Source organism: Mesorhizobium sp. C120A, from assembly GCF_030323105.1.
Taxonomy (GTDB): Bacteria; Pseudomonadota; Alphaproteobacteria; order Rhizobiales; family Rhizobiaceae; genus Mesorhizobium.
The window spans coordinates 2,649,663-2,673,481 of record NZ_CP100476.1 but is presented as its reverse complement, the minus strand read 5'-3'; the positions used below and the strand labels follow the sequence as shown (position 1 = coordinate 2,673,481).

Sequence of the window (23,819 nt, the reverse complement as noted above, 5' to 3'; positions counted from 1 at the left end):
ATGATCCCGAAAAGTGGGAGCCGGTGTTCGGATCAGATCGTGGTCGATAATAGATAGAAAAGACGCTCGACGGCGAGCGAGGGAGAGAACAATGGACATCGGACTACTGATCGACGGCGACAAAAGGGATGCCTCCGGCTCAGCCTCTTATGAGCGCATGGACCCGTTCACCGGCAAGCTGGCGACCCGCGCTGCCGCAGCCAGCATCGCCGACGCCAATGCCGCGGTGGAAGCCGCGGCCGTTGCCTTCAAGAGCTGGTCGAAGACCGGACCGGGCGAGCGCCGCGCTTTGCTGTCCAGGGCAGCCGATGTCATGGATTCCAAGGTCGGCGAGTTCACCAAATTGATGATGGAAGAAACCGGCGCCACCGGCCCTTGGGCCGGCTTCAACGTCATGCTCGCCGCCAAAATGCTGCGCGAGGCAGCCGCCATGACGACGCAGATTTCGGGCGAGGTCATCCCCTCCGACAAACCCGGCACGCTCGCCATGGCGATCCGCCAGCCCGCCGGCGTCTGCCTCGGCATCGCGCCGTGGAATGCGCCGGTCATCCTCGGTACCCGCGCCATCGCCATGCCGATCGCCTGCGGCAACACGGTTGTGCTGAAAGCCTCCGAAATGTGCCCCGGCACACACCGGCTGATCGGGCAGGTGCTGGTCGAAGCGGGCCTGCCCAAGGGCGTCATCAATGTCGTCACCAATGACCCCAAGAACGCAGCGGCAATCGTCGAAACACTGGTCGCGCACCCGGCCGTAAGGCGTGTCAACTTCACCGGCTCGACCAAGGTCGGCAGGATCATTGCCGAACTCGCCGGCCGTCACTTGAAGCCGGCGCTGCTCGAACTCGGCGGCAAGGCGCCGCTGGTCGTGCTCGACGATGCCGACATCGACGCCGCGGTCAATGCGGCGACCTTCGGCGCCTACATGCATCAGGGCCAGATCTGCATGTCGACCGAGCGTCTGGTCGTCGATGAAAAGGTCGCCGACGAATTCGTCGCCAAGCTCGCCGTCCGCGCGGCGCAGCTGCCGGCCGGCGACCCGCGCGGCCATGTCGTGCTCGGTTCGCTGATCAGCGGCCAAGCCGCCGACAAGATGGAAGAACTGGTTGCCGACGCCGTCGCCAAGGGCGCCAGGCTTGTGGCCGGCGGCAAGCGCACCGGAACCGTAGTCGAGGCGACATTGCTCGACCACGTGACGCCGGCGATGCGCGTCTATTCGGAAGAATCCTTCGGCCCGGTCAAGCCGGTGATCCGCGTCAAGGGCGAGGACGAAGCGGTACGTGTCGCCAACGATACCGAATACGGCCTGTCTTCAGCCGTGTTCAGCCGCGACATCCGCCGTGCCATGGCGGTTGCCGCGCGCATCGAAGCTGGCATCTGCCACATCAACGGCCCGACCGTCGGCGACGAGGCGCAAATGCCGTTCGGCGGCGTCAAGGGTTCAGGCTACGGCCGCTTCGGCGGCAAGGCCTCGATTGCCGAGTTCACCGACCTGCGCTGGCTAACCATCGAGGATCCGGGGCAGCACTATCCGTTTTGACTGCACCTTCTCCGACAGGGGGAGAAGGGAAGGAGCCCTCAGGGCCGGTTGCCTGGCGAGCCAACGGATTCCCGCATCAAAACCCGGCAAGGCTCGAGCCGCGCGATCGGCGGCCCCTCCCGGAGTTGTAAATCGTTTAATGGTGGGTATTTTACCCCTCAAGCACATGCCGCCGGAAGGCGGCAAGCGGTTTTGGGGACTACCACAAGTGCAAAGCAAGAATACGCGATACGCATCGCGCCGGGGAGGAGTCGTTATGCCAAACAAAGCCCTGCCGCTGGTCATCAGCGCGCCGGAACCACGCACGCTCGACCTGATCTTCACCCCACCGCAGCTGGCGCGCCTCAAGGCGCATTACCGCGTCGTCGAGACGACGGCCGAGGGCGTGGCGAACTTGCCCGCCGACGTGCTGGCCCAAGCCCGCTATATTATCGGCCAACCGCCGATCTCGCCCGAGACCTTGGACCAGATGCAGGCGCTGCGTTGCGTCTTCAATGTCGAGACCAACCTCATCAACAACATGCCCTATGAAACGCTGTTTGCGCGCGGCATCCATGTCGTCACCACCGGCCTCGTCTTCGCCGAGCCGGTGGCCGAGCTTGGCCTCGCCATGGCACTCAACCTCGCCCGCAACATCGTCGATGCCGACCTCGCCTTCCGCAAAGGCGAGGAGCTGTGGGGCGGTGACGGCAATTTGACGGCGCGGCTTCTGTCCGGCGCCGATGTCGGCATCATCGGCTTCGGCGATCTCGGCCGTGCGCTCAACCGACTGCTGTCGGGTTTTCGCACCCGCACCAAGGTCTTCGACCCTTGGCTGCCGCCGTCGATCCTGATCGACAATGGCGTGAAGCGGGCTTCGCTGGACGAGGTGCTGACATCAAGCGATTTCGTCTTCGTCGTCGCTTCGGTGACCTCGGAGAACCAGGGTTTCCTCGGCGCTGAGGCCTTTGCAAGTATGCGCAAGGGCGCCGCCTTCATCCTGCTCAGCCGCGCCGGCGTCGTCGACTTCCCTGCCCTGATGGCGGCGGTGAAAAGCGGCCACATCGTCGCCGCCAGCGATGTCTTCCCTGAAGAGCCGCTGGCGCAGGACCATCCGGTCCGCACGATCCCCGGCTTCCTGCGCTCCGCCCACCGCGCCGGTGCGCTTGACATCGCCTTCAAGCGCATGGGCGACATGGTTCTGGAAGACATGGACCTGATTGACCGCGGCCTGCCGCCTCTGCGCTCCAAGCGCGCCGAGCGCGAGACGGTGTCAAGGATGCGTTCGAAGCCGGCGGACAGGAACTAGTTGTCGCGAGAAATCCGCCTGAGATGGATTTCGCAGTTGGCCAAAACCCCTTTGTCATCGCCGCTCAGGATGACCGGGAACCTTCCGGCATTGGCGTTTTTCAGCCGGATCGCTCCCATTCGATCCAGATCCTACTATCGATACCCCGCCAGGCGTACCCGGCGGGGTATTGATTTTGAAAGCAATCGGGCTGTGGGAGGCCTGGCCTACTCCAAGGAGGCTCGTCACGATTCGCGTCGGTGGCGGGCCTTTTTATTCACTCCCGAGCAAAGCCGGAGGCGGTCTGCCCGCCTCGCTCTATCCGGCAGCAACGCCGGCTGCCGAGCGATTGGCCAGCACCAGCCCGACCTCGCCGACAACCTGATCGACGCGCTTCAGGATGGGTTCGGCCCGCAGCACGCCGTCGGAAAAGTCCTTGTCCGTGGCATAGACCCCTGTCGGCAGCGTCAGCGCCTCGAAGAAGCCGAACAACGGCCGCAACTGGTGCTCGACGATCAACGCGTGGCGATCGTTGCCGCCGGTGGCAAGCAGCACCACCGGCTTGCCGCGCAAGGAAGCGGGATCGAAGAGGTCGAAGAAGTGCTTGAACAGGCCGGTGTAGCTGCCCTTGTAGGTCGGTGACCCCACCACCAGCACATCGGCATTGACGACGCTGTCGAAGACTGCCCGGGCCTGGCCGTCGAGATCGCGCGCCCATTTGGCAGCGCCGAGCGACGGGCCGAGGTCTTCGATGTCATAGGTGCTCGCCGACAGGCCATGCTGGCGCGCAATATCCCTGACAACTTGGTCGACGAAACCGCGCGTCTTGGACGGCCTGGTGAAATTGCCGGAAAACCCGACGACGGTTGGATTGGGCATATTCTGGCACCTCTTGCGCGGCGGGCAGGCCCGCTTCATACCGCATGTTTACAGGCTTGCGCCTGCAGCAAGAAGCAAATGACTGACCTTGCAGCACCATAGCGAGGAATTTTTTTTCCGTTTGCCCGCTCGTCTCAGGCCGCGAGAAGCCGGCCATAGGATTCCAGATAGAAGCCGGTTGACCTGGCGCAGGTCTGCACCGCCTCCCTGGCAGCAACCATTTCCTGCCAGCGTAGCAGGCGCTTGCATTCGGCCGGCATGGCAAAGCCCAGATATTTCTCAAGCACGCACAGCTGTTCGAACCAGGGATAGAAGGCGACGTCGGCGGCGCTGAATTCCGAGCCCAGCAAAAACCGTTCGTCCGCCCCTCGCCTCGCAAAGGCATGCTGTTCCACAAAGCGCAGGGCGTCGGCAAGCTGGGCCTTGATCCGCTCATGAACCATAGCGTCGGAACTGTGCATCATGGTTGCCGTCCTGGCGTAAAGCTGCGTGTCGGCGAAGCTGATCCAGATGCGCGCCTCAGCGCGGGCATGAGCATCCCTGGGGAAAATCGGCCGTTCGGGGAATGCATCATCGAGATATTCGCAGATGATCGCCGACTCCCTGACATATTGCCCCTGATGGCGCAGCAGCGGCACCTTTCCCGTCGGCGTGAGTTTCAGGAACCACGCCGGCTTGTTGCGCAGATCGATTTCGATTTCCGTCGCCTGCAGGCCTTTCTCGGCAAGGGCGAGCCTGACACGGTGCGCATAGGGACAAAGCTGCGCGACAAAAAACTCGATTGGCGGCATGAATAACTCCTGAGTTTCGTTATCGCCGGCAAGCGGCCTGTCGGGCATAGCTAGGTCCAGTAAGGCCGGCGCGCTATTCGACAGCGTCTGGATTGATTTATCGATCGTCTGTTTCTGGAGCGAAGCGTGGATCTCCTGGCTACCCTCATGCGCGAATTGCACTTCGCAGCCGCCGGGTACCGGCGCCTCGAACTGGCCGCGCCCTGGGCGATCTCGTTCAGCCAGGCTGGGCTTCGCGGCATTCACGTCGTCATCAAGGGGCGATGCGAGGCGGTGTTCGGTGAGGAAGATGTCGAGCCTCTCGATGCCGGCGACCTGATCATTGCACCGCGCGCCGATCCGCATGTGCTGCGGTCGCCCGGCGCGCTCAAAAGCGCGAACGTCCCCGCCGCCGAACTGGCGACCCAAACCGCAGCCGGGCGTATTCGCAGCGGCGGCGAAGGCGAAAAGACCGTCATCCTGTGCGGCGCCTTCGCCTTTCGCGACGCCGACCATCCGGCACTTGCCGGCCTGCCGCGCATCGTTCACATCCGGGGATCGAATGGCCGTCTGCCCAAATGGCTGCGTGGCTATGTCGAGGCCTTGCTGGTGGAAGCGACCGACGAAGGTCCCGGCAGCGACGTAGTAATGGCTCGCCTGTCTGGGGCCATCGTCACGCGCGCCTTGCGCTCCGGTCTGGAAAGCATGGACAATCCAGGTTGGCTGAGGGGATTGCAGGACCCCGCGATCGCCAGAGCGCTCGCGACCCTGCATGAAGCCTATGGCCACGGCTGGACGATCGAGACCCTGGCACGCGCGGTCGGGCTCTCCAGGGCAACCTTTGCCGCCCGCTTTCGCGATCTCGTCGGCGAAGCGCCCATGGCCTATCTCTTCGGCTGCCGCATGCGGCAGGCCAGCCGGCTGCTGCACGAGGGCAAGAGCCTGGGCCAAGTCGCCGAGGCGGTCGGCTACAGCTCGGAAGCCGCCTTCTCCACCGCCTTCAGGCGCCACGCCGGCGTCTCGCCCGGCCAATTCAGGAAACGGAAGGATCTGTAAGGCAGAGCGATATTGGCGGCGGCCGCGCCTCGCGGTAGGACTTTGCCAGCACTATGTCTGATCATATCCCGACGCGGTTCGCCGCCGCTTTGCCCAGGAGATGCTTCGTGCCCAAAGGTTCTGACCTGCTTGTTGCCGCCCTCGAGAATGAGGGCGTCGATCGCATCTTCGGCATTCCCGGCGAAGAAAACCTGGACGTCGTCGAATCCATCCGCAAATCCTCGATCCAGCTCATCCTCACCCGTCATGAGCAGGCGGCGGCGTTCATGGCCGCCACCCATGGCAGGCTCACCGGCAAGCCAGGTGTGTGCATCACCACGCTGGGACCCGGCGCCCTGAACCTGACGACGGGTGCCGCCTATGCGCTGCTCGGCGCCATGCCGATGATCATGATCACCGGGCAGAAGGGCATCCGCTCGTCGCGCCAGGCCCGCTTCCAGATCGTCGACATCGTCGCCGCGATGAAGCCGTTGACCAAGCTGTCACGTCAGATCATCTCGGCGAAGACCATTCCCGCCGTGGTGCGCGAAGCGTTTCGGATTGCCGAGGAGGAGCGTCCGGGGCCGGTGCATCTGGAACTGCCCGAAGACATCGCGGCCGAGGAGTGCGACGATGTCGCGCTGATCCCGCCGCATCCGGTCGAGCTTCCGCTGGCCAGCCCGCTGGCGCTCGACCGTGCCGCTGAGATGATCATCAAGGCGCAGCGGCCGCTGGCGATGCTGGGCGCCGCCGCGTCGCGGCCGCGCTCGACCTCCGACCTCGCCCAGTTCGTCATCAGAACCGGCATTCCCTATTTCACCACCCAGATGGGCAAGGGCACGGTGCCCGGCGGCACCGAACTCTACATGGGCACAGCGGCGCTGTCGGAGCGCGACTATGTGCATGAGGCGATAGAACAGGCCGACCTCATCATCACCATCGGCCACGACACGATCGAGAAGCCGCCCTTCATTATGGGCGACAAGGGACCGAAGGTGATCCATGTCGGTTACCAGCCAGCCAATGTCGAGCAGGTCTATTTCCCGCAGACCGAAGTGATCGGTGACATCGGCGCTTCGCTCAGGCTGCTTGCCGACCGGATCGAGGGCAAGATCCCCAACGCGCAAGCGTTGCTGCCATTGCGCGAAGGCATTTTGACCCGCATTGCCGCCCGCGCCACCGAAGACCGTTTCACGCCGCAGCGTCTGGTTCATGACGTGCGCGCGGTGATGCCGGCCGATGGCATCCTGGCGCTCGACAACGGCATGTACAAGATCTGGTTTGCGCGCAACTACCGCACGCGCGTCGCCAACACTTTGCTGCTCGACAACGCCCTGGCCACGATGGGCGCCGGCCTGCCGTCGGCGATGACGGCCGCGATGCTCTATCCCGCACGCCGCGTCATGGCGATCTGCGGCGATGGCGGCTTCATGATGAACAGCCAGGAACTGGAAACCGCCGTCAGGCTGAAGCTCAATTTGGTCGTGCTGATCATCGAGGACAATGCTTTCGGCATGATCCGCTGGAAGCAGGCGGTCGACCAGTTCCCCGATTTCGGCATGACCTTCGGCAATCCCGATTTCGTCCGCTATGCCGAGGCCTATGGCGCCAAGGGAACCAGGGTCGGCGCCGTCTCAGAAATACAATCGACGCTTGAACAGGCTTTTGCCGGCGGTGGCGTCCATCTCGTCGTCGTTCCGATCGACTATTCGGAGAACGAGCGCGTGCTGGTCGAGGAACTGCGCCACCGGTTGCCGGCGCCACCGGAGGCCTGACGGTGGAGTAGATACCGCCGCAGCAGCGCTCAGGCGGCCCGGACCTTGGCGCTCCCACGCGCCCAGGTCGGCAGCCAGTCGCCATGTGTCGCCAGCAACTCATCGACCAGCGCCCAGATCTGGTCGAGATCGAGTTCGGCCGCCGTATGCGGGTCCATCATCGCCGCGTGGTAGATGTGCTCGCGGTTTTCGGTCATCAACGCCTGCACCGTCAGTTCCTGCACATTGATGTTGGTGCGTATCAACGCGGTGAGTTGCGGCGGCAGCTCGCCAATATAGGTCGGCTGGATGCCGGAGGCGTCCACCAGACACGGCACCTCGGCGGCGCAATTGTCCGGCAGCGAGGTGATGCAGCCATTGTTGCGGACATTGCCGTAGATCACCGAAGGCTCCCCGGTCCACACCGAGTTCATGATCGAGGACGCGTATTCCTTCGATTGCTCGACCTCGATGCGGTCGGCCGAGCGATAGGCCTCGGCCTGGCCCTTCCAGCGCTCGATCTGTTCGATGCAGCGCTTGGGATATTCGTCGAGCGGAATGCCGAACTTCTCGATCAGGTCGGGGCGGCCTTCCTTGATGAAATAGGGCGTGTATTCGGCGAAATGCTCGGAGCTTTCGGTGACGAAATAGCCGAGCCGCGTCAGCATCTCGTAGCGCACCTTGTTGGGGCAGCGCGGGTTCCAGCCCGGCTTCGGCGCCCTGCCCTCGCGATAGGCGCGGACCAGGTCCGGATAGAGGTTGCGGTAAGAGCCATCCGGCTGCCGGTGCTCGAACTTCAGGTAGAAGGCCATGTGGTTGATGCCGGCCGAGCGGTAGCGTATCTCCTCGTAGGGAATGTCGAGATCGTGCGCCAGTTCCATCGCCGTGCCTTGCACCGAATGGCAGAGGCCTACCTGTTTGATCTCAGGGTATTTCTCTGAGATCGCCCAGGTGTTGATCGCCATCGGGTTGACGTATTGCAGCATGATCGCGTTTGGGCAGACGGCCAGCATGTCCTCGCAGATCTTCCACAGATGCGGCACGGTCCGGAGGCCGCGCATGATGCCGCCGACGCCGAGCGTGTCGGCAATGGTCTGGCGCAGGCCGTATTTCTTCGGCACCTCGAAATCGGTGACGGTGCAGGGCTCAAGGCCGCCGATCTGGAAGGCGACGACGACGAAGTCGGCGCCGGCGAGCGCCCTGCGCTGGTCGGAATAGGTCTCGGCCTTCGCCTTCACGCCCAGCGTCGCGATCAGCTTGTTGACGACGATGGCGCTCTCTTCCAGCCGCTGCGGATTGATGTCCATCAGCGCGATCGTCGCGCCTGACAGCGATGGGCGCTGCAGCACGTCGCCGACAATGTTCTTCATGAACACGGTCGAACCCGCGCCAATGAAGGTGATCCTGGGATGTCTTGCCACTATTAAACCTCCGGCACTTTGCTACGCCACGTCGAAGGCGGCCCTGACGAGCCGTTCGGTGTAGGCGGTCTTGGGATGGGTGAGGACCTCGTCGACAGTCCCCTGTTCGACGATCTTGCCGTTCTGCATGACGATGACGCGATGGCAGAGCGCGCGCACCACCTTGAGGTCGTGCGAAATGAAGAGATAGCTAAGGCCGCGTTCGTCCTGCAGCTTGCGCAACAAGTCGATGATCTGCGCCTGCACCGAAAGGTCGAGCGCCGATGTCGGTTCGTCGAGCAGGATGAATTCGGGCTCCAGCGCGATGGCTCGGGCAATGGCGATGCGCTGCCGCTGGCCCCCGGAAAATTCGTGCGGGAACCGTGACAGGATATCGCCGGGCATGCCGGCGCTGACCAGGGCGTCGCGCACCCGATCGACCCGCTCGCGCCGTGTCGCGCCGATCCTGTTGACGACCAGCCCTTCCTCGATGATCTGACCGATCGTCATGCGCGGGTTGAGCGAGGAGAACGGATCCTGGAAGACGACCTGCATGCGCGAGCGCAGCGGCCGCATCTCGGCGCGCGACAGGCCGTGGATTGGCTGGCCGTCGAAGCTGACCTCGCCACGCTTGGCCTCGGTGAGCTTGAGCAAGGCGAGACCGAACGTGGTCTTGCCGGAGCCGGATTCGCCGACCAGCCCCAGTGTTTCGTGGCGGCAAAGCTTCAGGCCGAGATCGTCGACGGCGACCAGCTCGCGCCAGTCCGGCTTCAGGAAGCTGCCATGGCGCAGCATGAAGCAGACGCGCATATCGCGGGCCTCGAGGATGGTGCCGCTGTTTTCCGGCAGCGGCTGCGGCTTGCCGTGCGGCTCTGAAGCGAGCAGCCGCTTGGTATAGGCATGCTGCGGGTCGGCGAACAGCCGCTCGGTGACGTTGTGCTCGCACATCTCGCCATGCTGCATGACATAGACATAGTCGGAGAATTTTCGCACCACGGTGAGGTCGTGGGTGATCAGGATGACCGCCATCCTGAGTTCTTTTTGCAGATTGCGGATCAAATTGAGGATCTGTGCTTGCACCGTGACGTCGAGCGCTGTCGTTGGCTCGTCGGCGATCAGCACATCGGGGTCGTTGGCGAGCGCCATGGCGATCATCACGCGCTGGCGCTGCCCGCCCGACATCTGGTGCGGATACTGCTTGATGCGCGCTTCCGGCTCGGGGATCTGGACATGCCGCAAAAGCTCGAGCGCCCGCGCCCAGGCTTGCTTGCGGCTGACCTTTCGATGCACCCTGATCGCCTCCACGATCTGGCTGCCGACCGTATAGATCGGGTTGAGCGAACTCATCGGCTCCTGGAAGATCATCGAGATGCGATTGCCGCGCAGCTTGCGCCGGGCGCTCTCGGGGAATTTCAATATGTCCTGCCCGCAATAGTCGATGGTCGAGTTCGGCGACACGGTGGCCCGCTTCGACAAGAGCCCCATGACAGCGCGCGCCGTCACCGACTTGCCGGAACCGGACTCGCCGACGATGGCGATCGTCTCGCCGCGATAGAGCTGGAACGAGACATCCTTCACCGCGTCGACGACGCCGTGCTCGACCTTGAAGGCGACCTCGATGTTGCGGGCATCGATGATGGGTTGGTCGTGGCGGCCGGCATGGTCGAGCCGGACGGCTGGTGCGAAGGTGGCTGCGAGCGCTACGGTCATCCCGGCCACCTCAATAGGGATCGACGGCATCGCGCAGGCCGTCGCCCAGCGCGTTGAAGGCAAAGACGGTGATCAGCACGAAGCCGACCGGTGACAGGATCCACGGATAGGTGCCGATGACCGAATAGGTAGCCGTGTCCTGCAGCATCAGCCCCCATGAGATCAGCGGCGGTTTCACGGCGAAGCCGAGGAAGCCGAGAAAGGCTTCGAGCAGTACCACCGTCGGGATCGCGATCGTCACGGCGACGATGACGTGGCTCATCACATTGGGAAAAATGTGCTGCATGATGATACGCATGTCGGTGGCGCCGACCGCCATGGCAGCGCGCACATAGTCGATCCGCGCCAGCGCCAGCGTCTTGCCGCGCACCTCGCGCGACATCTGCGCCCAGCCCAGCGCCGACATGACGATGATGACGAAGGCGAGGAAGACGTTGGTCGGCGCGGTCACCGGGATCAGCGTCGTCAGCGCAAGATAGAGCGGCAATTGCGGGAAGGCGAGCACCAGCTCGACAAAGCGCTGCATCCAGACGTCGAAGCGGCCGCCGAAATAGCCCGAGACCATGCCGACCGTGGTGCCGATGACGGTGATGATGAACACCACCGTCAGCGCGATCATCAGCGAGACGCGCGAGCCCTGGATGGCGCGCGACAACACATCGCGGCCGAATTTGTCGGTGCCGAGAAAATGCACCGGCTGGCCGTCGGCCGAAGCGAAGAAATGCCGGTTGGCGGGGATCAGGCCAAGCAGCCGGTAGTCGGCGCCCTTGACGAAGAAGCCGAGCAGGCGCGGATGCTCGTAATCCGGCCCGACGACCGGCTGGAAGGTGACCGGGTCGAGGTCTGCAGAATCCGCCAGCGCATAGACCCGCGGCTGGAGCACGAAATTCCCGTCTCTGTCGTGAAAACTCATCACTTGCGGCGGGGCGAAAGCGACATCGGTCACCTTGGGGTCCATCGGCGCGAAGAAATCGGCGAACAGCGCCATCAGCACCAGAAGCACGACCAGGATCAGCCCGGCCATGCCGGTCCAGGAGCGCCTCAGCCGGCGCCAGACCAGCGCCATATAGCTCTCATTGCCGCGTGGGGTCGCAATCGCGGTTGCTTCAGCCGGGGGCGGCGGCGGGGATGGGTCACGCGCCAGCATCTAGCTCTCCCTGAACTGGCGTACGCGCGGATCGAGCAGCGCGAGCAGCATGTCGGCGATGATGTTGCCGACGATCAGCGTTGCCGACAGCACCATCATGAAGGTCGCCGTGACATAAACGTCGCCGACCGCCATCGAGCCGACGATGGCGGGCCCGACCGTCGGCAGCGCAAAGATGATCGCCGTCTCGATCTCGCCGGTCAGCATGTAGGGCAGCACCACGCCCTGATACATGATGAGCGGGTGCAGTGCGTTGGGCACGGCATGGCGCATGACGACGGCGCTGCCGGTCAGGCCCTTGGCCTTGGCCGTCTCGACATATTGCGCGTTCAGCGTATCGAGCAGATTGCCGCGCATGACGCGCATATTGTAGGCGAGCCCGCCGAAGGTGGCGATCGCCACCACCGGCCAGACATGCTTGACGAGGTCGGCGAATTTCGCCCACGACCACGGCGCGCCGCCATATTGCGGCGAGAAGAAGCTGCCGATCTCCGACACGTTGAACTGGAAGACCAGGAGATAGACGATGATCAGCGCCATCAGGAAGCGCGGCACCGTCATGCCGAGGAAGGAGATGGCCGACAGCACCGAGTCGATCCATGTGTATTGCCTAGTCGCCGCCCAGATGCCGAAGGTGATGCCGAGCACCGACGCCAGCAGATGGCAGACCAATGCCAGCAGCAGCGTGCGCGGCAGCCGCTCGCCGACCACTGCGGCGACCGGCTTGTTGTAATAGAGGCTGTAGCCGAAATCGCCGCGGGTGATGATGCCGGCGACCCAGTTCAGGTACTGGACGGGCAGCGGTTTATCGAGGCCGTGCTCGACCCGATAGGCCTGCGCCTGCGCGTCGGCTTCGGCAAAAGACGCCCCGCCCTGGTTGATGAGCTGCGAACGGATATAGTCGGCATAGTCGCCCGGCGGCGCCTGGATGATGGCAAAGGTGACCAGGCTCAGGATGACCATGACCGGCACCGCCGATGCTATGCGCATGGCCAGGAATCGCAGCATCGGACCGTTTCTCCTCCTTGGATCTAATCTGTTGCCGCTGACCTTACTCCGTCCCGGCCGCGCGCGCAGCGCGGCCGGGCGTCAGCCAGGGGAGGAAACTCAGTTCGTCGGACCCTTGTCGCCGGGCTTGCCGGGAAGCTGGTCGGGAAAGAGTTCGTATTTCTGCTGCTTGTCGGCGGCGACGAAGACGCGTTCGCGCACGATCGAATCCTCGGCCCAGTTGAACATGAAGATCGGCGTTCCCTGCGGGATGTTGGAGAAGCGCTTGTTGATGATCAGGGCGCCGGGATATTCGGTCAGTCCTATATTGTAGACATGCTCCGTCGAGATCTTCTGGAACGTCTTCATCAGGCTGGCGCGCTCGTCATTGTCTGACGAGGAGACGAACTTGTTGACGATGTCGACAAGCTCCTTTTCGAACGGCATCAGGTCGACCACGCCGCTTTCGGGCGCGCGGTGATCCCAGCTGGTCTTGGGTCCGACGGGCGCGAGTTGCACGGTATTCTGCACGACGGAAGTCAGCTCCTGCTCGTTGCGCCTGATCAGCCAGTCGAAGCGGCCGGAATATTGCGAGGCATCACGCTGGGTGCCGTTGAGGCCGTTGAGCACGACCCTGATGCCAAGCTTTTCCATCTGGCCGACGACGCCTTCGGCGAGGCTCTTGTCTGTGCCGTAGTCATTGTTGACCAGCATCACGATCTCGACATTCTTGCCGCCGGCGGTCCCGGCCGGGAAGTTCACGAAGCCGTCGCCATCCGTATCCTTGAGACCAGCCTTGGCCAGTTCCGCCTTGGCGCCCTCGATGTCGAAGGGATAGTAGACGGTCGAGTTGCGGTCATAGAAGCTGGTGCCCGAGGAAAAGCCACCGGGGTAGATGGCGGTGAACGGCCCCTTGACCAGCGAGTCGCCGAGCGCCTTGCGGTCGAGCGCCATGGTGATGCCCTTGCGGAAGTCCTCATTGCGATTGAGCTCGCGGATCGCCTGGCCGCGTTCGTCGGGATTGCCCCAGCCATTGGCGGAAAAGTTCATGCGCAGATTGTAGCCGATCAGGCGCGGGCCAAAGGCGAGCCGGGCCGGCGCGTCCTTGTCCGCCGCTCGCTTCAGCGAAGCGACGAAATTCTCCGGCTGCTCGAGGTTGGAGAAGTCGGCGGCCCCTGCCACCGCCTGCACGTCGCGGTCGGCCCAGGTCGACAGCTTGTAGTGCAGTTCGTTGAGATAGGGCAGCTGGTTGCCCTTCTCGTCGACCTTCCAGTAGTAGGGATTGCGGCGCAAGACGATGATGTCGTCGGGCCTATACTCCACCGGCACCCAGGCACCCATCACCGGAATGTTCATATATTCCGGCGGGAACGCGTTCTTGAACTGCTCGTAGGTATTCTTCGAGTACTTCGGATGCTGCGGCTTCAGGATATGCGCCGGGCCGGGGCAGAAGGTGCCGTAGGCCATGGCGTAGAGATACTGTTTGGGGAAAGCGTCCTTGAAGGTCCACTCGACGGTGTAGTCGTCGACCTTCTTCAGCGTCGTGCCGACACCGAAGGTTTCCGCTGTGGCGCCGTTCAACGGCGAGACATTGGGGTCGACGACCTCATCGTCCCAGTAGAACATGACATCGTCGGCATTGAAGGCAACGCCGTCAGACCATTTGGCGCCTTCGACCAGGTGCATGGTCAGCGTGTGGCCATCCTTCGACCAGTCCCAGCTCCTGGCGAGGTTGGGCAGCGGCTCGGTGTCCTTGGCCTCGACCTGGAACAAAGGCGCGGTGCGCGTCAGGCATTCCGAAAGGCCGATGTCGATGCCGCCCCATCCTTGGGTCTGGCCGGCGCCATAATTCCAGCCTTCCGGCCGGCCGCCAATGACGTGGCGCATGGTGTCGCCATAAACGCCGATGCCGTCCGGCATGTTGCCGGTCTTGAACACCAGCGGCTCCTTCGGCAGGCGATCCTTGACCGGCGGCAGCTTGCCAGTCTTGACGTATTTCTCGGTGACCCACTCGGGCTCGTGATATTCGGGCAGCGCCTTGAACTCCAGGATGGAATCGCGGGCGACGTATTTGATTTTGCCCTCGGCGGGAAACGCCGCCGGCGCCGGCGGCGTGGTCGGCTCGGACGCGTATGCACTGCCAAGCGCCAATGCCGAGACGCTCAGCGCCAGCCCGGCGAGAATGCCAATTCTTCGCCCGGCGAGAATGCCAATTCCACGAAAGTTCCTCATTGTGTTCCTCCCAGATGTTTCGACGTCTGCTGCTGCTCGCATCTATTCATGACGGCTGATTGGCGAACCGGCCTCCCGCTGTCCGCCTGCCAGCATTCTCAGCCGGCCTGTTTCAGGGCCGTTTTTTCGGCGCGCAGTTCCTCGATCGAGCGCACTTTGCGCCGCGCCGCACCCGCCCAGTCGCGGGTTTTCACCATCGATTTCGAAAGCCGCTCCTTGGCGGCCGGCACGGCATCGGCGTATTGCGGTAGCCAACGCGCCTGGGCGACGACCATCTCGTCGACCATCTGCCAGACCTCTTCCGGCGTCGACACCGCACCCACCAGCGGATCGTGCAGCACCGCGAGCTTGAGCAGGTCAATGTCGCCCGTAACAGCCGCATGCACCGACATCCGCTGAACGTTGATCGAAGCCATGCAGGTGGCCGCGCAGGCTTCCGGCAGCGTGATGCCTGACGCCATGTTGATGCCGAAGCGATCGACGAAACCGGGCGATTCGATGATCGCGTCCTGCGGCAGATTGGTGATGATGCCGGTGTTCTTGACGTTGAAGTGGCCGCGATAGACGCGGTTCGTCTCCAGCGCTTCGAGAATATGGCTGGCATGCTCGTTCGAGCGCTTCGATACGTCGAGCGGCTTCGACGCCGCTTCGAGGAATTGCGGATATTCCGTCTCGAACCAGTTGCGGGTTTCCGTGGAGTAGCGAAGATAGCCGCCGGTCTCGCCATGGATCCAATCGGACATGTCGATCCAGCGGGTGATTTCGTCCGGCCGCTTGCGATACCAGGGCAGATATTCGGAGAGATGACCGTTGCTTTCGGTGGAGTAGACGCCGAAGCGCTTCAGCACGTCGATGCGCAGCTTTTCCTGCTGCGAATAGACCGGATGCGCCTCGAAGGCAGCCACCAGTTCGTCCTTGCCGATCTTGCGGCCGTTGAGCCGCAAATCGATGAACCAGGTTTGGTGGTTGATACCGGAGCAGACATAATCGAGTTCGCTGTGCGACTTGGCGCCGAGCACTTCGGCGATCTGTTCGGCGCCGTGCTGGACACCGTGGCAGAGGCCGACCGTATCGACCTTGCCATATTCGATCGCCGCCCAGGTGTTCATCGCCATCGGGTTGGCATAGTTGAGGAATTTGGCGCCTGGCTCGGCGACCTCCAATATATCCTTGCAGAAGTCGAGGATGACCGGGATGTTGCGCTGGCCGTAGAGGATGCCCCCGGCGCAAATCGTGTCACCGACGCACTGGTCGATGCCGTATTTCAAGGGAATGCGGATATCGTCGGCATAGGCTTCGAGCCCGCCCACCCGCACGCAGCTGATGACGTAGCGCGCGCCTTCCAGCGCCTTGCGGCGGTCGGTCGTCGCCGTCACCCTGGTCGGCAGCTTGTTGGCCTCGACGATGCGGTCGAGGATCGCCTTGATCATTTGCAGATTGTGTTCGCTGAGATCGGTCAGCGCGAATTCGATGTCGCTGAATTCCGGGACGCACAAAATATCGGTGAACAGCTTCTTGGTGAAGCCCACGCTGCCGGCGCCGATAATAGCGATTTTGAAACTCATCACCTCACCTCGATGCATTCGAATGCCGGGTAAGGAGCAACAGGAAAGGGAATGGCGGCTCGCCTCGGCGCGCATGCCATTCGAGCCGGAATTCCGGCTCGTTCTCCTCCCCGCCCGCTCCTCGACCGCGGGTCTTTCGCGTTCTCAGGATTTGGATTATGCCGTTATTCCAGGGCGCGGCCAGAGAACGATTATGCTTTCGAGGGTAATTTTGTGCTGCATGATCTGATCGCCAACGGACAGTTGATGCGCACCATCTCGCTGCCGCGCGGCCGCCAGCGCCTGCATGCCATGCCAACCAGCACCGGCTATGAAGTACGCGAGGGCGTGACCTATGACTGGGATGGGCGCAAGCGCGGCCAGACACCGTTCACCGTGCTGCAGCACACGATCAGCGGCACCGGCCAGCTGCGCTACGAGAACCGCAACTACCGCCTGCAGGCCAACGACACGCTGCTGGTGCTGGTGCCACACAACCATCGCTACTGGCTGGAGAAGGGCGACCGCTGGGAATATTTCTGGATCTCGATGAATGGCGAGGAGGCGCTGCGCGTCCACAAATCCATACTCAGCGTCTCCGGCCCGGTGTTTCGGCTGCAGCCGGAGACGATCGATCATCTCGCCGATTGCAGCCTGCGCTTGATCAAGGGCGGCGCTTCGCCTGGCGCTGCTTCGGCAATCGCCTATGAGGCGGCGATGGCGCTTTACGACGATGTCTTCGGCTCGCACGCCTTCACTGAGAAACAGAGCGTCATGCAGCCGGTCATCGATCATATCAACGCCAATCTCGACAAGCCCTTGCCCGTGGCCGAGCTCGTCCAGATCAGCGGCCTCAGCCGCGCCCATTTCTCGCGCTGCTTCGCCGAGAGCGAAGGCGTTCCGCCGGCCGAGTTCGTGCTGCAGCAGCGGCTGCAGCGGGCGGCGAAGCTGCTAACCAAAGCCGATTTCCTGCCGGTCAAGGAGGTCGCCATCCTGTGCGGCTTCGAGGACGCCAACTATTTCTCGAAAGTCTTCCGCCGGCTCTACGGCATCAACCCGACGCAGTTCCGCACCACCGGCATGTATGCCAGCCTGGGCAGCCTTCGATAGGATTACCCGATGCGGTTGCCACTTGCGGGATCGAACAGATGCAGCGCCGCCGGATCGGCAGACAGCCGCACCTTATCGCCAGGCCGGATAGTGCTGCGTCCCATGACGAAGACACAAACCAGCTGGTTGGCGAGCCGGACATAGAACTGCGTCGACAGGCCGAGCGGCTCGACCACCTCGACCTCTGCCCTGAGCGGACCATCGTCGGCAAGCTGGATGTGCTCCGGCCGTAGCCCGACAGTAAGCACATCGCCATCCTTCAACGGCAAGCCATCAGGCAACCGCAGCTTCTGGCCGTCGGCCAGCACCGCGTCCACCTTGCCGCCCTTGGCCACTGTCGCCGGAAAGAAGTTCATGCCGGGCGAGCCGATGAAGCCGGCGACGAAGGTGTTGATCGGCCGATCGTAGAGTTCGAGCGGATGGCCGACCTGCTGGACGTAACCGTCATGCATGACGACGATGCGGTCGGCCATGGTCATGGCTTCGATCTGGTCGTGGGTGACATAGACCGATGTGGTCTTGAGCTGCTGGTGCAGCGCCTTGATCTCGGCGCGCATATGCACGCGCAATTTGGCGTCGAGATTGCTGAGCGGCTCGTCGAACAGAAACACTTTGGGATCGCGCACGATGGCGCGGCCCATGGCGACGCGCTGGCGCTGGCCGCCGGACAGTTGCCTGGGCAGACGGCCGAGGAAACTGTCGAGGCCGAGGCGCTTGGCCGCCGCCCCTACCCTGCCGTCGATCGTCGTCTTCTCCGCCTTCTTCAAAAGCAGGCTGAAACCCATATTCGACGACACATCCATGTGCGGATAGAGCGCGTAGGACTGGAACACCATGGCAATATCGCGGTCCTTCGGCGCGACATCGTTGACCAGCCGATCGCCGATATGGATCTCGCCGCCCGACACCTCCTCCAGCCCGGCAATCATGCGCAAAAGGGTCGACTTGCCGCAGCCGGACGGGCCGACCAGCACGACGAACTCGCCATCGGCGATCTCGAGGTCGACGCCGTGCAGGATGCGCAGCGAACCGTAATCCTTCTCGACGTTTTGCAGCGTGACGGAAGCCATCGATTATCCTTTGACCGCGCCGGCGGTGAGGCCGGTGACGAGATAGCGTTGCAGGAAGGCGAAGAAGATGCAGACCGGGATCAGCGCCAGGATCGACGCCGCCATCATCTGCCCCCAGTCCACGGCGAACTTGCCGATATAGGTGAGCAGGCCGACGGCAAAGGTCTTCTGGTCGTCGCTGGAGATCAGCATCAGCGCGAACAGCAATTCGCTCCAGGCGGCGGTGAAGACGAAGCCGAGCGTGGCGCCCATGCCGGGCAAGGTCAGCGGCACGATCACCTTGCGCATCGCCTGCGCCCGCGTGCAGCCGTCGATCATCGCCGCTTCCTCCAGATCCTTCGGAATGCCGTCGAAGAAGGACTGCATTAGAAAGGTGGCGAAGGCGGTGTTGAAGGCGGTGTAGATGATGATCAGACCAACCAGACTGTTGGTCAGGCCAAGCTCGCCCATGACGCGGTAGATCGGCGGAATGACCATCACCAGCGGGAAGGTTTGCGTCAGCAAAAGCATGATCGCCAGCGTTGCCTTGCCGCGAAAGGTGAAGCGCGACATGGCGTAGCCGGCGAGCGTGGCGATGACTGTCACCAGGGCCGCCGTCGACACCGAGACGATAACGCTGTTGAGGAAATAGCGGGGGAAGTCAGAGGCTTCCAGGACAGTGATGAAGTTGCGGAAGGAGGTCTGCGACGGCCACAGCGTGATGCCCTCGGAATAGAGCAGCCGCTCCGGCGTTACCGAAATCTTCAGCGTCCAGAAGATCGGAAACAGCGCAAAGATCATATAGGCGGCAATCGCCGCGTAGAGGCCGATGCCGCTGAAGATGCGCGAGGAGGTGGAGCGTCCGGCAATCATCAGACGTGCCTCACCAGCAAGCGGCGGATGGCGATCAGCGCGATCGCATAGGCGATCAGCAAGATCAAGAGCAGCACCGCCACCGCGGAGGCATAGCCCTTGTCCAGCGACTTGAAGGCACTGACATAGATGTAGACCGGCACCGTGCTGGTCGAGCCTGCCGGCCCGCCCTCGGTCATGACGAAGATCAGATCGGCGAAGGTCGCGATCCAGATCGTACGCAGCATGACGGTGATGACGATGGTCGGCGCCAGGAACGGCAGCGTCACCTTGGTGAAGCGCTGCCAAGGCGAAGCGCCGTCGATTGCGGCCGCCTCATGCAGTTCCGACGGGATCGACTTCAGCGCCGCCAGCAGCGTGATGGCGAAGAACGGAATGCCGAACCAGATGTTGGCGATGATCGGCCCCCACATGGCGGTGGCCGGATCGGACAGCACATTGGTCGGCTCGGCCTTCAGCCCGAGCGTGAAGAGCCAATGCGGCAGTGGTCCGATGATCGGATTGAACAGCCACGCCCAGGTCAGGCCCGACAGGAAAGATGGCACCGCCCAGGGCAGGAACACCACCGCCTGCACGAACTTGCGCCCGACAAACGGTTTGTCGAGCAGCAACGCCAGACCCAGGCCGAGGAAGAACTGGAAGAACAGGCTGGCGACGGTCCACCAGAGCGTGTTGACCAGCGCCTGCCCCAGCACCTGGTCGGTCAGCATCGCCTGATACTGGCCGAGGCCGACATATTCGGATTTGAAGGCGGAGAACTTCCGGAACGAATAGCTGATGCCGATGATCAGCGGCACCAGCAGCACCACGCCCAGCAGAACGATCGCCGGGCTGAGATAAAGCCAGGGCTCGATTGCTGCATGCGTCAGCCGCTTCTTTCGCGGTCGGCCTGCGGATCGTATTTCGGGTACGGCGTAGGTCATTGGCTTCTGGATCGTCTCCTGGAGGAGCGGATTGGCAACAAGCGTCGCCGTTCATTGGGGAACAGATGCCGGTCCACCCTCCGTAGCTGCAGCACAGCTGCTGCGGAGGACGGGCAGGCAGATGAGGGGCGGCGCCAGCCTTGGGGTGCTCGAGCTGCCCCTCATCCGGGCCTGTCTGTGCATGTCGTTGTCCCAAAACCGCTACGCACTTTTGGGCGACATGCATTCGGGCCACCTTCTCCCCGTAAACGGGGAGAAGGTGGAAGAACTACTTCTTGTTCTTGGCCAGCCAGTCCTGCTGTTCCTTGGTCAGGAACGCGGCCCATTGATCGGCAACGTCCTTGGCCGACTTCTGGCCGAGCAGCACTTCCTGGAAATTCTTGATCGCCACCTGGTCGACGAAATTGCCGAGGTTCTCCAGATGTGTCGGCGGCGTCACCATTTCATATTTGGAAGCGTCGCTGAGTTCGGTGAACCAGCCTTTGAACTGCTCGGTCTTGAAGTGGGCATCCTGGTCGGCGCCATTGTGGATCGGCACGACGCCGACTTCCTTGGCCCATTCGAGATTGTCCTTGGGCGACAACAGCGTCGCCATCAGCTTCCAGGCATCGTCCTTGTGCTGCGAGTTGGCGAACATCGCCCAGCCGGCATAGCCCAGCGTCGGATAGGATTTGCCGCTTGGCCCCACAGGCAGCGGCGCCACTGCAAAATCGTCGGCACTCATCTTGTCGGCAATGCCGATCAGCGCATCCGGATCCTGGTTGAGCATGGCGCAGGTGCCGGAATAGAAGCCGGTGACGGTCTCGTTAAAGCCCCAGCTCACCGCATCCTTGGGCGCCAGCCCGTCCTTGTACATGTCGGCCAGCATCTGCAGGCCCTTGACCGAGCCCTCCTCGTTGATGGTCGAGGTGCCGTCCTCGTTGAAGTAGCCGCCCTTGCCAGCGGCGATGTTCATGAACATGTGCATGCCGTTGAAGGCGCCCGGCCCACCGCGCAGGCAATAGCCGTACTTGCCTGGAATGGCGGAGATCTTCTTGGAGTCGGCGATGAAGTCGTCGAGTGTCGCCGGCGGGCCGTCGAGACCGGCCTCCTTGAACAACTTCTTGTTCCAGAACAGCGCATTCACATAGTAGCCGTACGGGATCATGAACTGGGTGTTGTTGACGGTCGAGCCGAATTGCTTGGCGCGGTCGCCCAGCGTCTTGGCGTCGTCCCATTTGGCCATGTAAGGGCCGAGATCCTCGAGCTGGCCGTTGGTGGCGTACAGGCCCATCCAGCGCTCCGGCATCTCGACGATGTCGGGCGTATCGCCGGCCTGCACCATGGTGAGGAATTTCTCGAAAGCCTGCCCCCAGGGCAGCGAGACCACCTCGACCTTGACGCCGGCATTGGCGGCCTCGAACTCGGCGATCTGCTTCTTCAGGAATTCGGTGCGCTGCGGGCTGGTGATGACCTCGACCAGCTTGAGGGTGGTATCGGCCAGCGCGCCGCTGGCGGACATCGCCAGGCCGGCAGCGGTGGCAAGCATGATGCTCAGTCGTTTCATGTTCAGAACTCCCATTTGAACCCAGTCATTTTTTTGCTTTGTCGAAGGCCTGGCCGATGTCGGCCCAGAGGTCTTCGACGCTTTCCAATCCGACATTGAAGCGGATGGTTCGGGGGCTGACGCCGAAGCGCGCCATCGAATTGAGACCCGGTGTCTGCTCGAGCGAGGCCTTTGCCGGCACGACCAGGCTTTCATGACCGCCCCAGCTGACGCCGATGCGGAAAAATTTCAGCGCATCGACGAAAGCGGGAATGTCGACATCCTCCGTCACCTCGAAGGAGAACAGCCCGGCATAGCCGGCAAGCGTCTTCTTGCCGGGATGGTTGGAATAGGCGGGATGATTGACCCGCTCGACCTTGTCATGCGCCTTCAAGCGCTCGGCGATGATGAGCCCACTCTTCATGTGATGCGGCAGTCTCAGCGGCAGCGTGCGCAGGCCGCGCAACAGCAGCCAGCCCTCGAAGGGCGACAGCTTTGCGCCGAGCTGCGAATAGGTCTGGTCGTTGATATGCTTGATGTGAGCGGCCGAGCCGGCCACCACGCCGGCGACGGTGTCGCTGTGACCGCCGAGATATTTCGAGGCGGAATGCAGCACCAGATCGACGCCGTGCAGGATCGGCTTCTGGAACACCGGCGTCGCCCAGGAATTGTCGATGGTGGTGACGATGCCCTGCTCTTTCGCCAGCCGCGTCAGATGTTCGAGATCCTGCAGCTCGAACGTCATCGAGGTCGGGCTTTCCAGGTAGAGCAGTTTGGCGCCGGGAAGAGCCGCGGCCACCGCATCCGGATCGGAGCCGTCGACATAGTCTACCTTGATGTGCAGGCGCGGGAACAACCGCTCGAACAGTCGGTAGGCGTCACCATAGCAGTTGCGCACCGCAACGATGCGCTCGCCGGCGCCGACAAAGGCAAGCAATGTCGCGCTGATCGCCGCCATGCCGCTGGAGAATCCGCGCGCGGCTTCCGCACCTTCGAGCGCTGCGACGCGTGACTCGAATTCCATCACCGTCGGGTTGTCGCCGCGCGAATAGATCGGCTGCTTCCTGCGCCCGGCAAAGGTGTCGGCCATGTCGGCATAGCTGGCGAAGGTGAACAGCGAGGTCTGGTAGATCGGCGGCACCACCGCATTGCCAGGGAACGGGTCGTCATGCGCCAGAAGCGTCGCCGCCTCGGCGAGATAGTCGCTGCCGGAAATGCCTGGGTCGAAGCTGTGCTCGTTCATGTGCGGACCGAAAGTTTGAGGTTGGCGGCGCCGCGCTTCAAATCGTCCTCGACCGTGGCGATCAGTTTCAGCGCTTCGGCCCGGGCGCCTTCCGGATCGTGCGCGGCGATGCAGTCGAACATGGTGCGGTGGTAGGGAAAGCTTGCGTGGCCGAAATCGCGCACGCCGAGCGGATGTTCCCAGAAGCGGTGGAACAGTTCGTGCATGGCGGCGATAATCTGCTCGAACAGCGGATTGCCGCAGGCGCGGTAGATCGCCTGATGGAATTCCCAGTCCTCTTCCGACGACATGCCGGCGCGGCTGAGAAACTCTTCCTCCATGATGTCGAGCTTGCGCTCGATCTCGGCGAGGTCGTCCCTGTCGGCACGAATGGCGCAAAGGGCGGCGGCTTCCGCTTCCAGCGCGCGGCGGATTTCCAGCGTGCGCATCAGGCCGGTGAAATCATTGCCGCCGGCAAGCGTCAGCGGCATGTGCAGCATGTCGAGCGAGACGGCGGCCTTGAGATAGGTGCCCGAGCCCTGCCGGCGCTCGACCAGGCCAAGCCCTTCCCAGCGCGTCAGCGCCTCGCGCACCGTATTGCGGCTGACCTTCAGACGCTCAGCGAGGATGCGTTCGGTCGGCAGCCTCTCACCGGGTTCCAGCTTCTCGCGCATGACGAAGCCGGCCAACGCCTTCAGCACCGCGTCGTCGCGGGCCGTCGTCTGGATCGGCGGAAGGCTGAATTGGGTCACCGGGGCTATTACCGAAGTGGTTCAATGGTCCAACCAATTTCTGCACAGACGAAGGGACCTGTCAACAGTGGAAACGCAGCAAGGCCGAAGGGCCAGGGGATGC

Annotated in this window: 19 protein-coding genes; 5 read left to right on the top strand and 14 right to left on the bottom strand. The window is 62.9% G+C overall.

What is annotated here, in order from left to right; all coding sequences use genetic code 11:
- The first annotated feature begins 91 nt into the window (after positions 1 to 91).
- Positions 92 to 1,537, top strand: a complete 1,446-nt coding sequence (locus tag NL532_RS12955) for an aldehyde dehydrogenase (RefSeq protein WP_023829182.1) — start codon at positions 92 to 94, stop codon at positions 1,535 to 1,537.
- Positions 1,538 to 1,793: 256 nt separating this feature from the next.
- Positions 1,794 to 2,825, top strand: coding sequence for a hydroxyacid dehydrogenase (locus NL532_RS12950; RefSeq protein WP_023829181.1), 1,032 nt, complete (start codon positions 1,794 to 1,796; stop codon positions 2,823 to 2,825).
- A gap of 297 nt (positions 2,826 to 3,122) precedes the next feature.
- Here the strand turns inward: NL532_RS12950 and msuE are convergent, their stop codons facing one another.
- Positions 3,123 to 3,683, bottom strand: coding sequence for an FMN reductase (msuE, locus tag NL532_RS12945; protein ID WP_023685284.1), 561 nt, complete (start codon positions 3,681 to 3,683; stop codon positions 3,123 to 3,125).
- Between the two features lie 134 nt (positions 3,684 to 3,817).
- Positions 3,818 to 4,474: a glutathione S-transferase family protein gene (locus tag NL532_RS12940; protein WP_031203184.1), complete on the bottom strand. Its 657-nt coding sequence runs from the start codon at positions 4,472 to 4,474 to the stop codon at positions 3,818 to 3,820.
- A 147-nt stretch (positions 4,475 to 4,621) separates the two neighbouring features.
- Between NL532_RS12940 and NL532_RS12935 the strand changes: the two genes are divergently transcribed.
- Positions 4,622 to 5,509, top strand: a complete 888-nt coding sequence (locus NL532_RS12935) for an AraC family transcriptional regulator (protein ID WP_023704666.1) — start codon at positions 4,622 to 4,624, stop codon at positions 5,507 to 5,509.
- A 107-nt stretch (positions 5,510 to 5,616) separates the two neighbouring features.
- A complete protein-coding gene (locus NL532_RS12930) occupies positions 5,617 to 7,263 on the top strand; it encodes an acetolactate synthase large subunit (protein ID WP_023829178.1) in 1,647 nt (548 codons plus the stop codon).
- Positions 7,264 to 7,292: 29 nt separating this feature from the next.
- Here NL532_RS12930 and NL532_RS12925 read toward each other — a convergent pair whose 3' ends face one another.
- From NL532_RS12925 to NL532_RS12900, 6 genes are all read right to left on the bottom strand, one after another.
- Positions 7,293 to 8,663 (bottom strand): alpha-glucosidase/alpha-galactosidase, encoded by a 1,371-nt coding sequence (locus tag NL532_RS12925; RefSeq protein WP_031203183.1) that lies wholly within the window; start codon positions 8,661 to 8,663, stop codon positions 7,293 to 7,295.
- Between the two features lie 21 nt (positions 8,664 to 8,684).
- On the bottom strand, positions 8,685 to 10,352 hold the full coding sequence (locus NL532_RS12920) for an ABC transporter ATP-binding protein (RefSeq protein WP_031203182.1): 1,668 nt from the start codon (positions 10,350 to 10,352) through the stop codon (positions 8,685 to 8,687).
- Positions 10,353 to 10,362: 10 nt separating this feature from the next.
- Positions 10,363 to 11,499, bottom strand: a complete 1,137-nt coding sequence (locus NL532_RS12915) for an ABC transporter permease (protein ID WP_023687914.1) — start codon at positions 11,497 to 11,499, stop codon at positions 10,363 to 10,365.
- Positions 11,500 to 12,507, bottom strand: coding sequence for an ABC transporter permease (locus NL532_RS12910; RefSeq protein ID WP_023668135.1), 1,008 nt, complete (start codon positions 12,505 to 12,507; stop codon positions 11,500 to 11,502). It abuts the gene before it with no gap.
- A gap of 99 nt (positions 12,508 to 12,606) precedes the next feature.
- Positions 12,607 to 14,718 (bottom strand): ABC transporter substrate-binding protein, encoded by a 2,112-nt coding sequence (locus tag NL532_RS12905; protein ID WP_023725460.1) that lies wholly within the window; start codon positions 14,716 to 14,718, stop codon positions 12,607 to 12,609.
- Positions 14,719 to 14,816: 98 nt separating this feature from the next.
- Complete coding sequence (locus NL532_RS12900) at positions 14,817 to 16,283, bottom strand: alpha-glucosidase/alpha-galactosidase (RefSeq protein ID WP_023687911.1); 1,467 nt, start codon at positions 16,281 to 16,283, stop codon at positions 14,817 to 14,819.
- A 246-nt stretch (positions 16,284 to 16,529) separates the two neighbouring features.
- On the opposite strand from NL532_RS12900, the gene NL532_RS12895 reads away from it, so the two are divergent.
- Positions 16,530 to 17,372 carry an AraC family ligand binding domain-containing protein gene (locus NL532_RS12895; protein ID WP_081725414.1) on the top strand — a complete coding sequence of 281 codons (843 nt, stop codon included), beginning with the start codon at positions 16,530 to 16,532 and terminating at the stop codon, positions 17,370 to 17,372.
- 2 nt (positions 17,373 to 17,374) lie between these two features.
- Here the strand turns inward: NL532_RS12895 and NL532_RS12890 are convergent, their stop codons facing one another.
- The 6 genes from NL532_RS12890 to NL532_RS12865 form a co-directional block, all read right to left on the bottom strand.
- Positions 17,375 to 18,442, bottom strand: coding sequence for an ABC transporter ATP-binding protein (locus NL532_RS12890; protein WP_023687909.1), 1,068 nt, complete (start codon positions 18,440 to 18,442; stop codon positions 17,375 to 17,377).
- Between the two features lie 3 nt (positions 18,443 to 18,445).
- On the bottom strand, positions 18,446 to 19,294 hold the full coding sequence (locus NL532_RS12885) for a carbohydrate ABC transporter permease (RefSeq protein WP_023687908.1): 849 nt from the start codon (positions 19,292 to 19,294) through the stop codon (positions 18,446 to 18,448).
- A complete protein-coding gene (locus NL532_RS12880; protein WP_023829175.1) occupies positions 19,294 to 20,217 on the bottom strand; it encodes a carbohydrate ABC transporter permease in 924 nt (307 codons plus the stop codon). The genes NL532_RS12885 and NL532_RS12880 overlap by 1 nt, the downstream gene beginning before the upstream one ends.
- Before the next feature lie 268 nt (positions 20,218 to 20,485).
- Complete coding sequence (locus tag NL532_RS12875; protein WP_023687906.1) at positions 20,486 to 21,763, bottom strand: ABC transporter substrate-binding protein; 1,278 nt, start codon at positions 21,761 to 21,763, stop codon at positions 20,486 to 20,488.
- 25 nt (positions 21,764 to 21,788) lie between these two features.
- Positions 21,789 to 22,985, bottom strand: a complete 1,197-nt coding sequence (locus NL532_RS12870) for a PLP-dependent transferase (protein ID WP_023691355.1) — start codon at positions 22,983 to 22,985, stop codon at positions 21,789 to 21,791.
- The gene (locus NL532_RS12865) at positions 22,982 to 23,716 is read right to left on the bottom strand and encodes a FadR/GntR family transcriptional regulator (protein ID WP_023691356.1); all 735 of its coding nucleotides are present in this window, start codon (positions 23,714 to 23,716) and stop codon (positions 22,982 to 22,984) included. Before NL532_RS12865 ends, NL532_RS12870 begins: the two co-directional genes overlap by 4 nt.
- Positions 23,717 to 23,819: the final 103 nt, after the last annotated feature.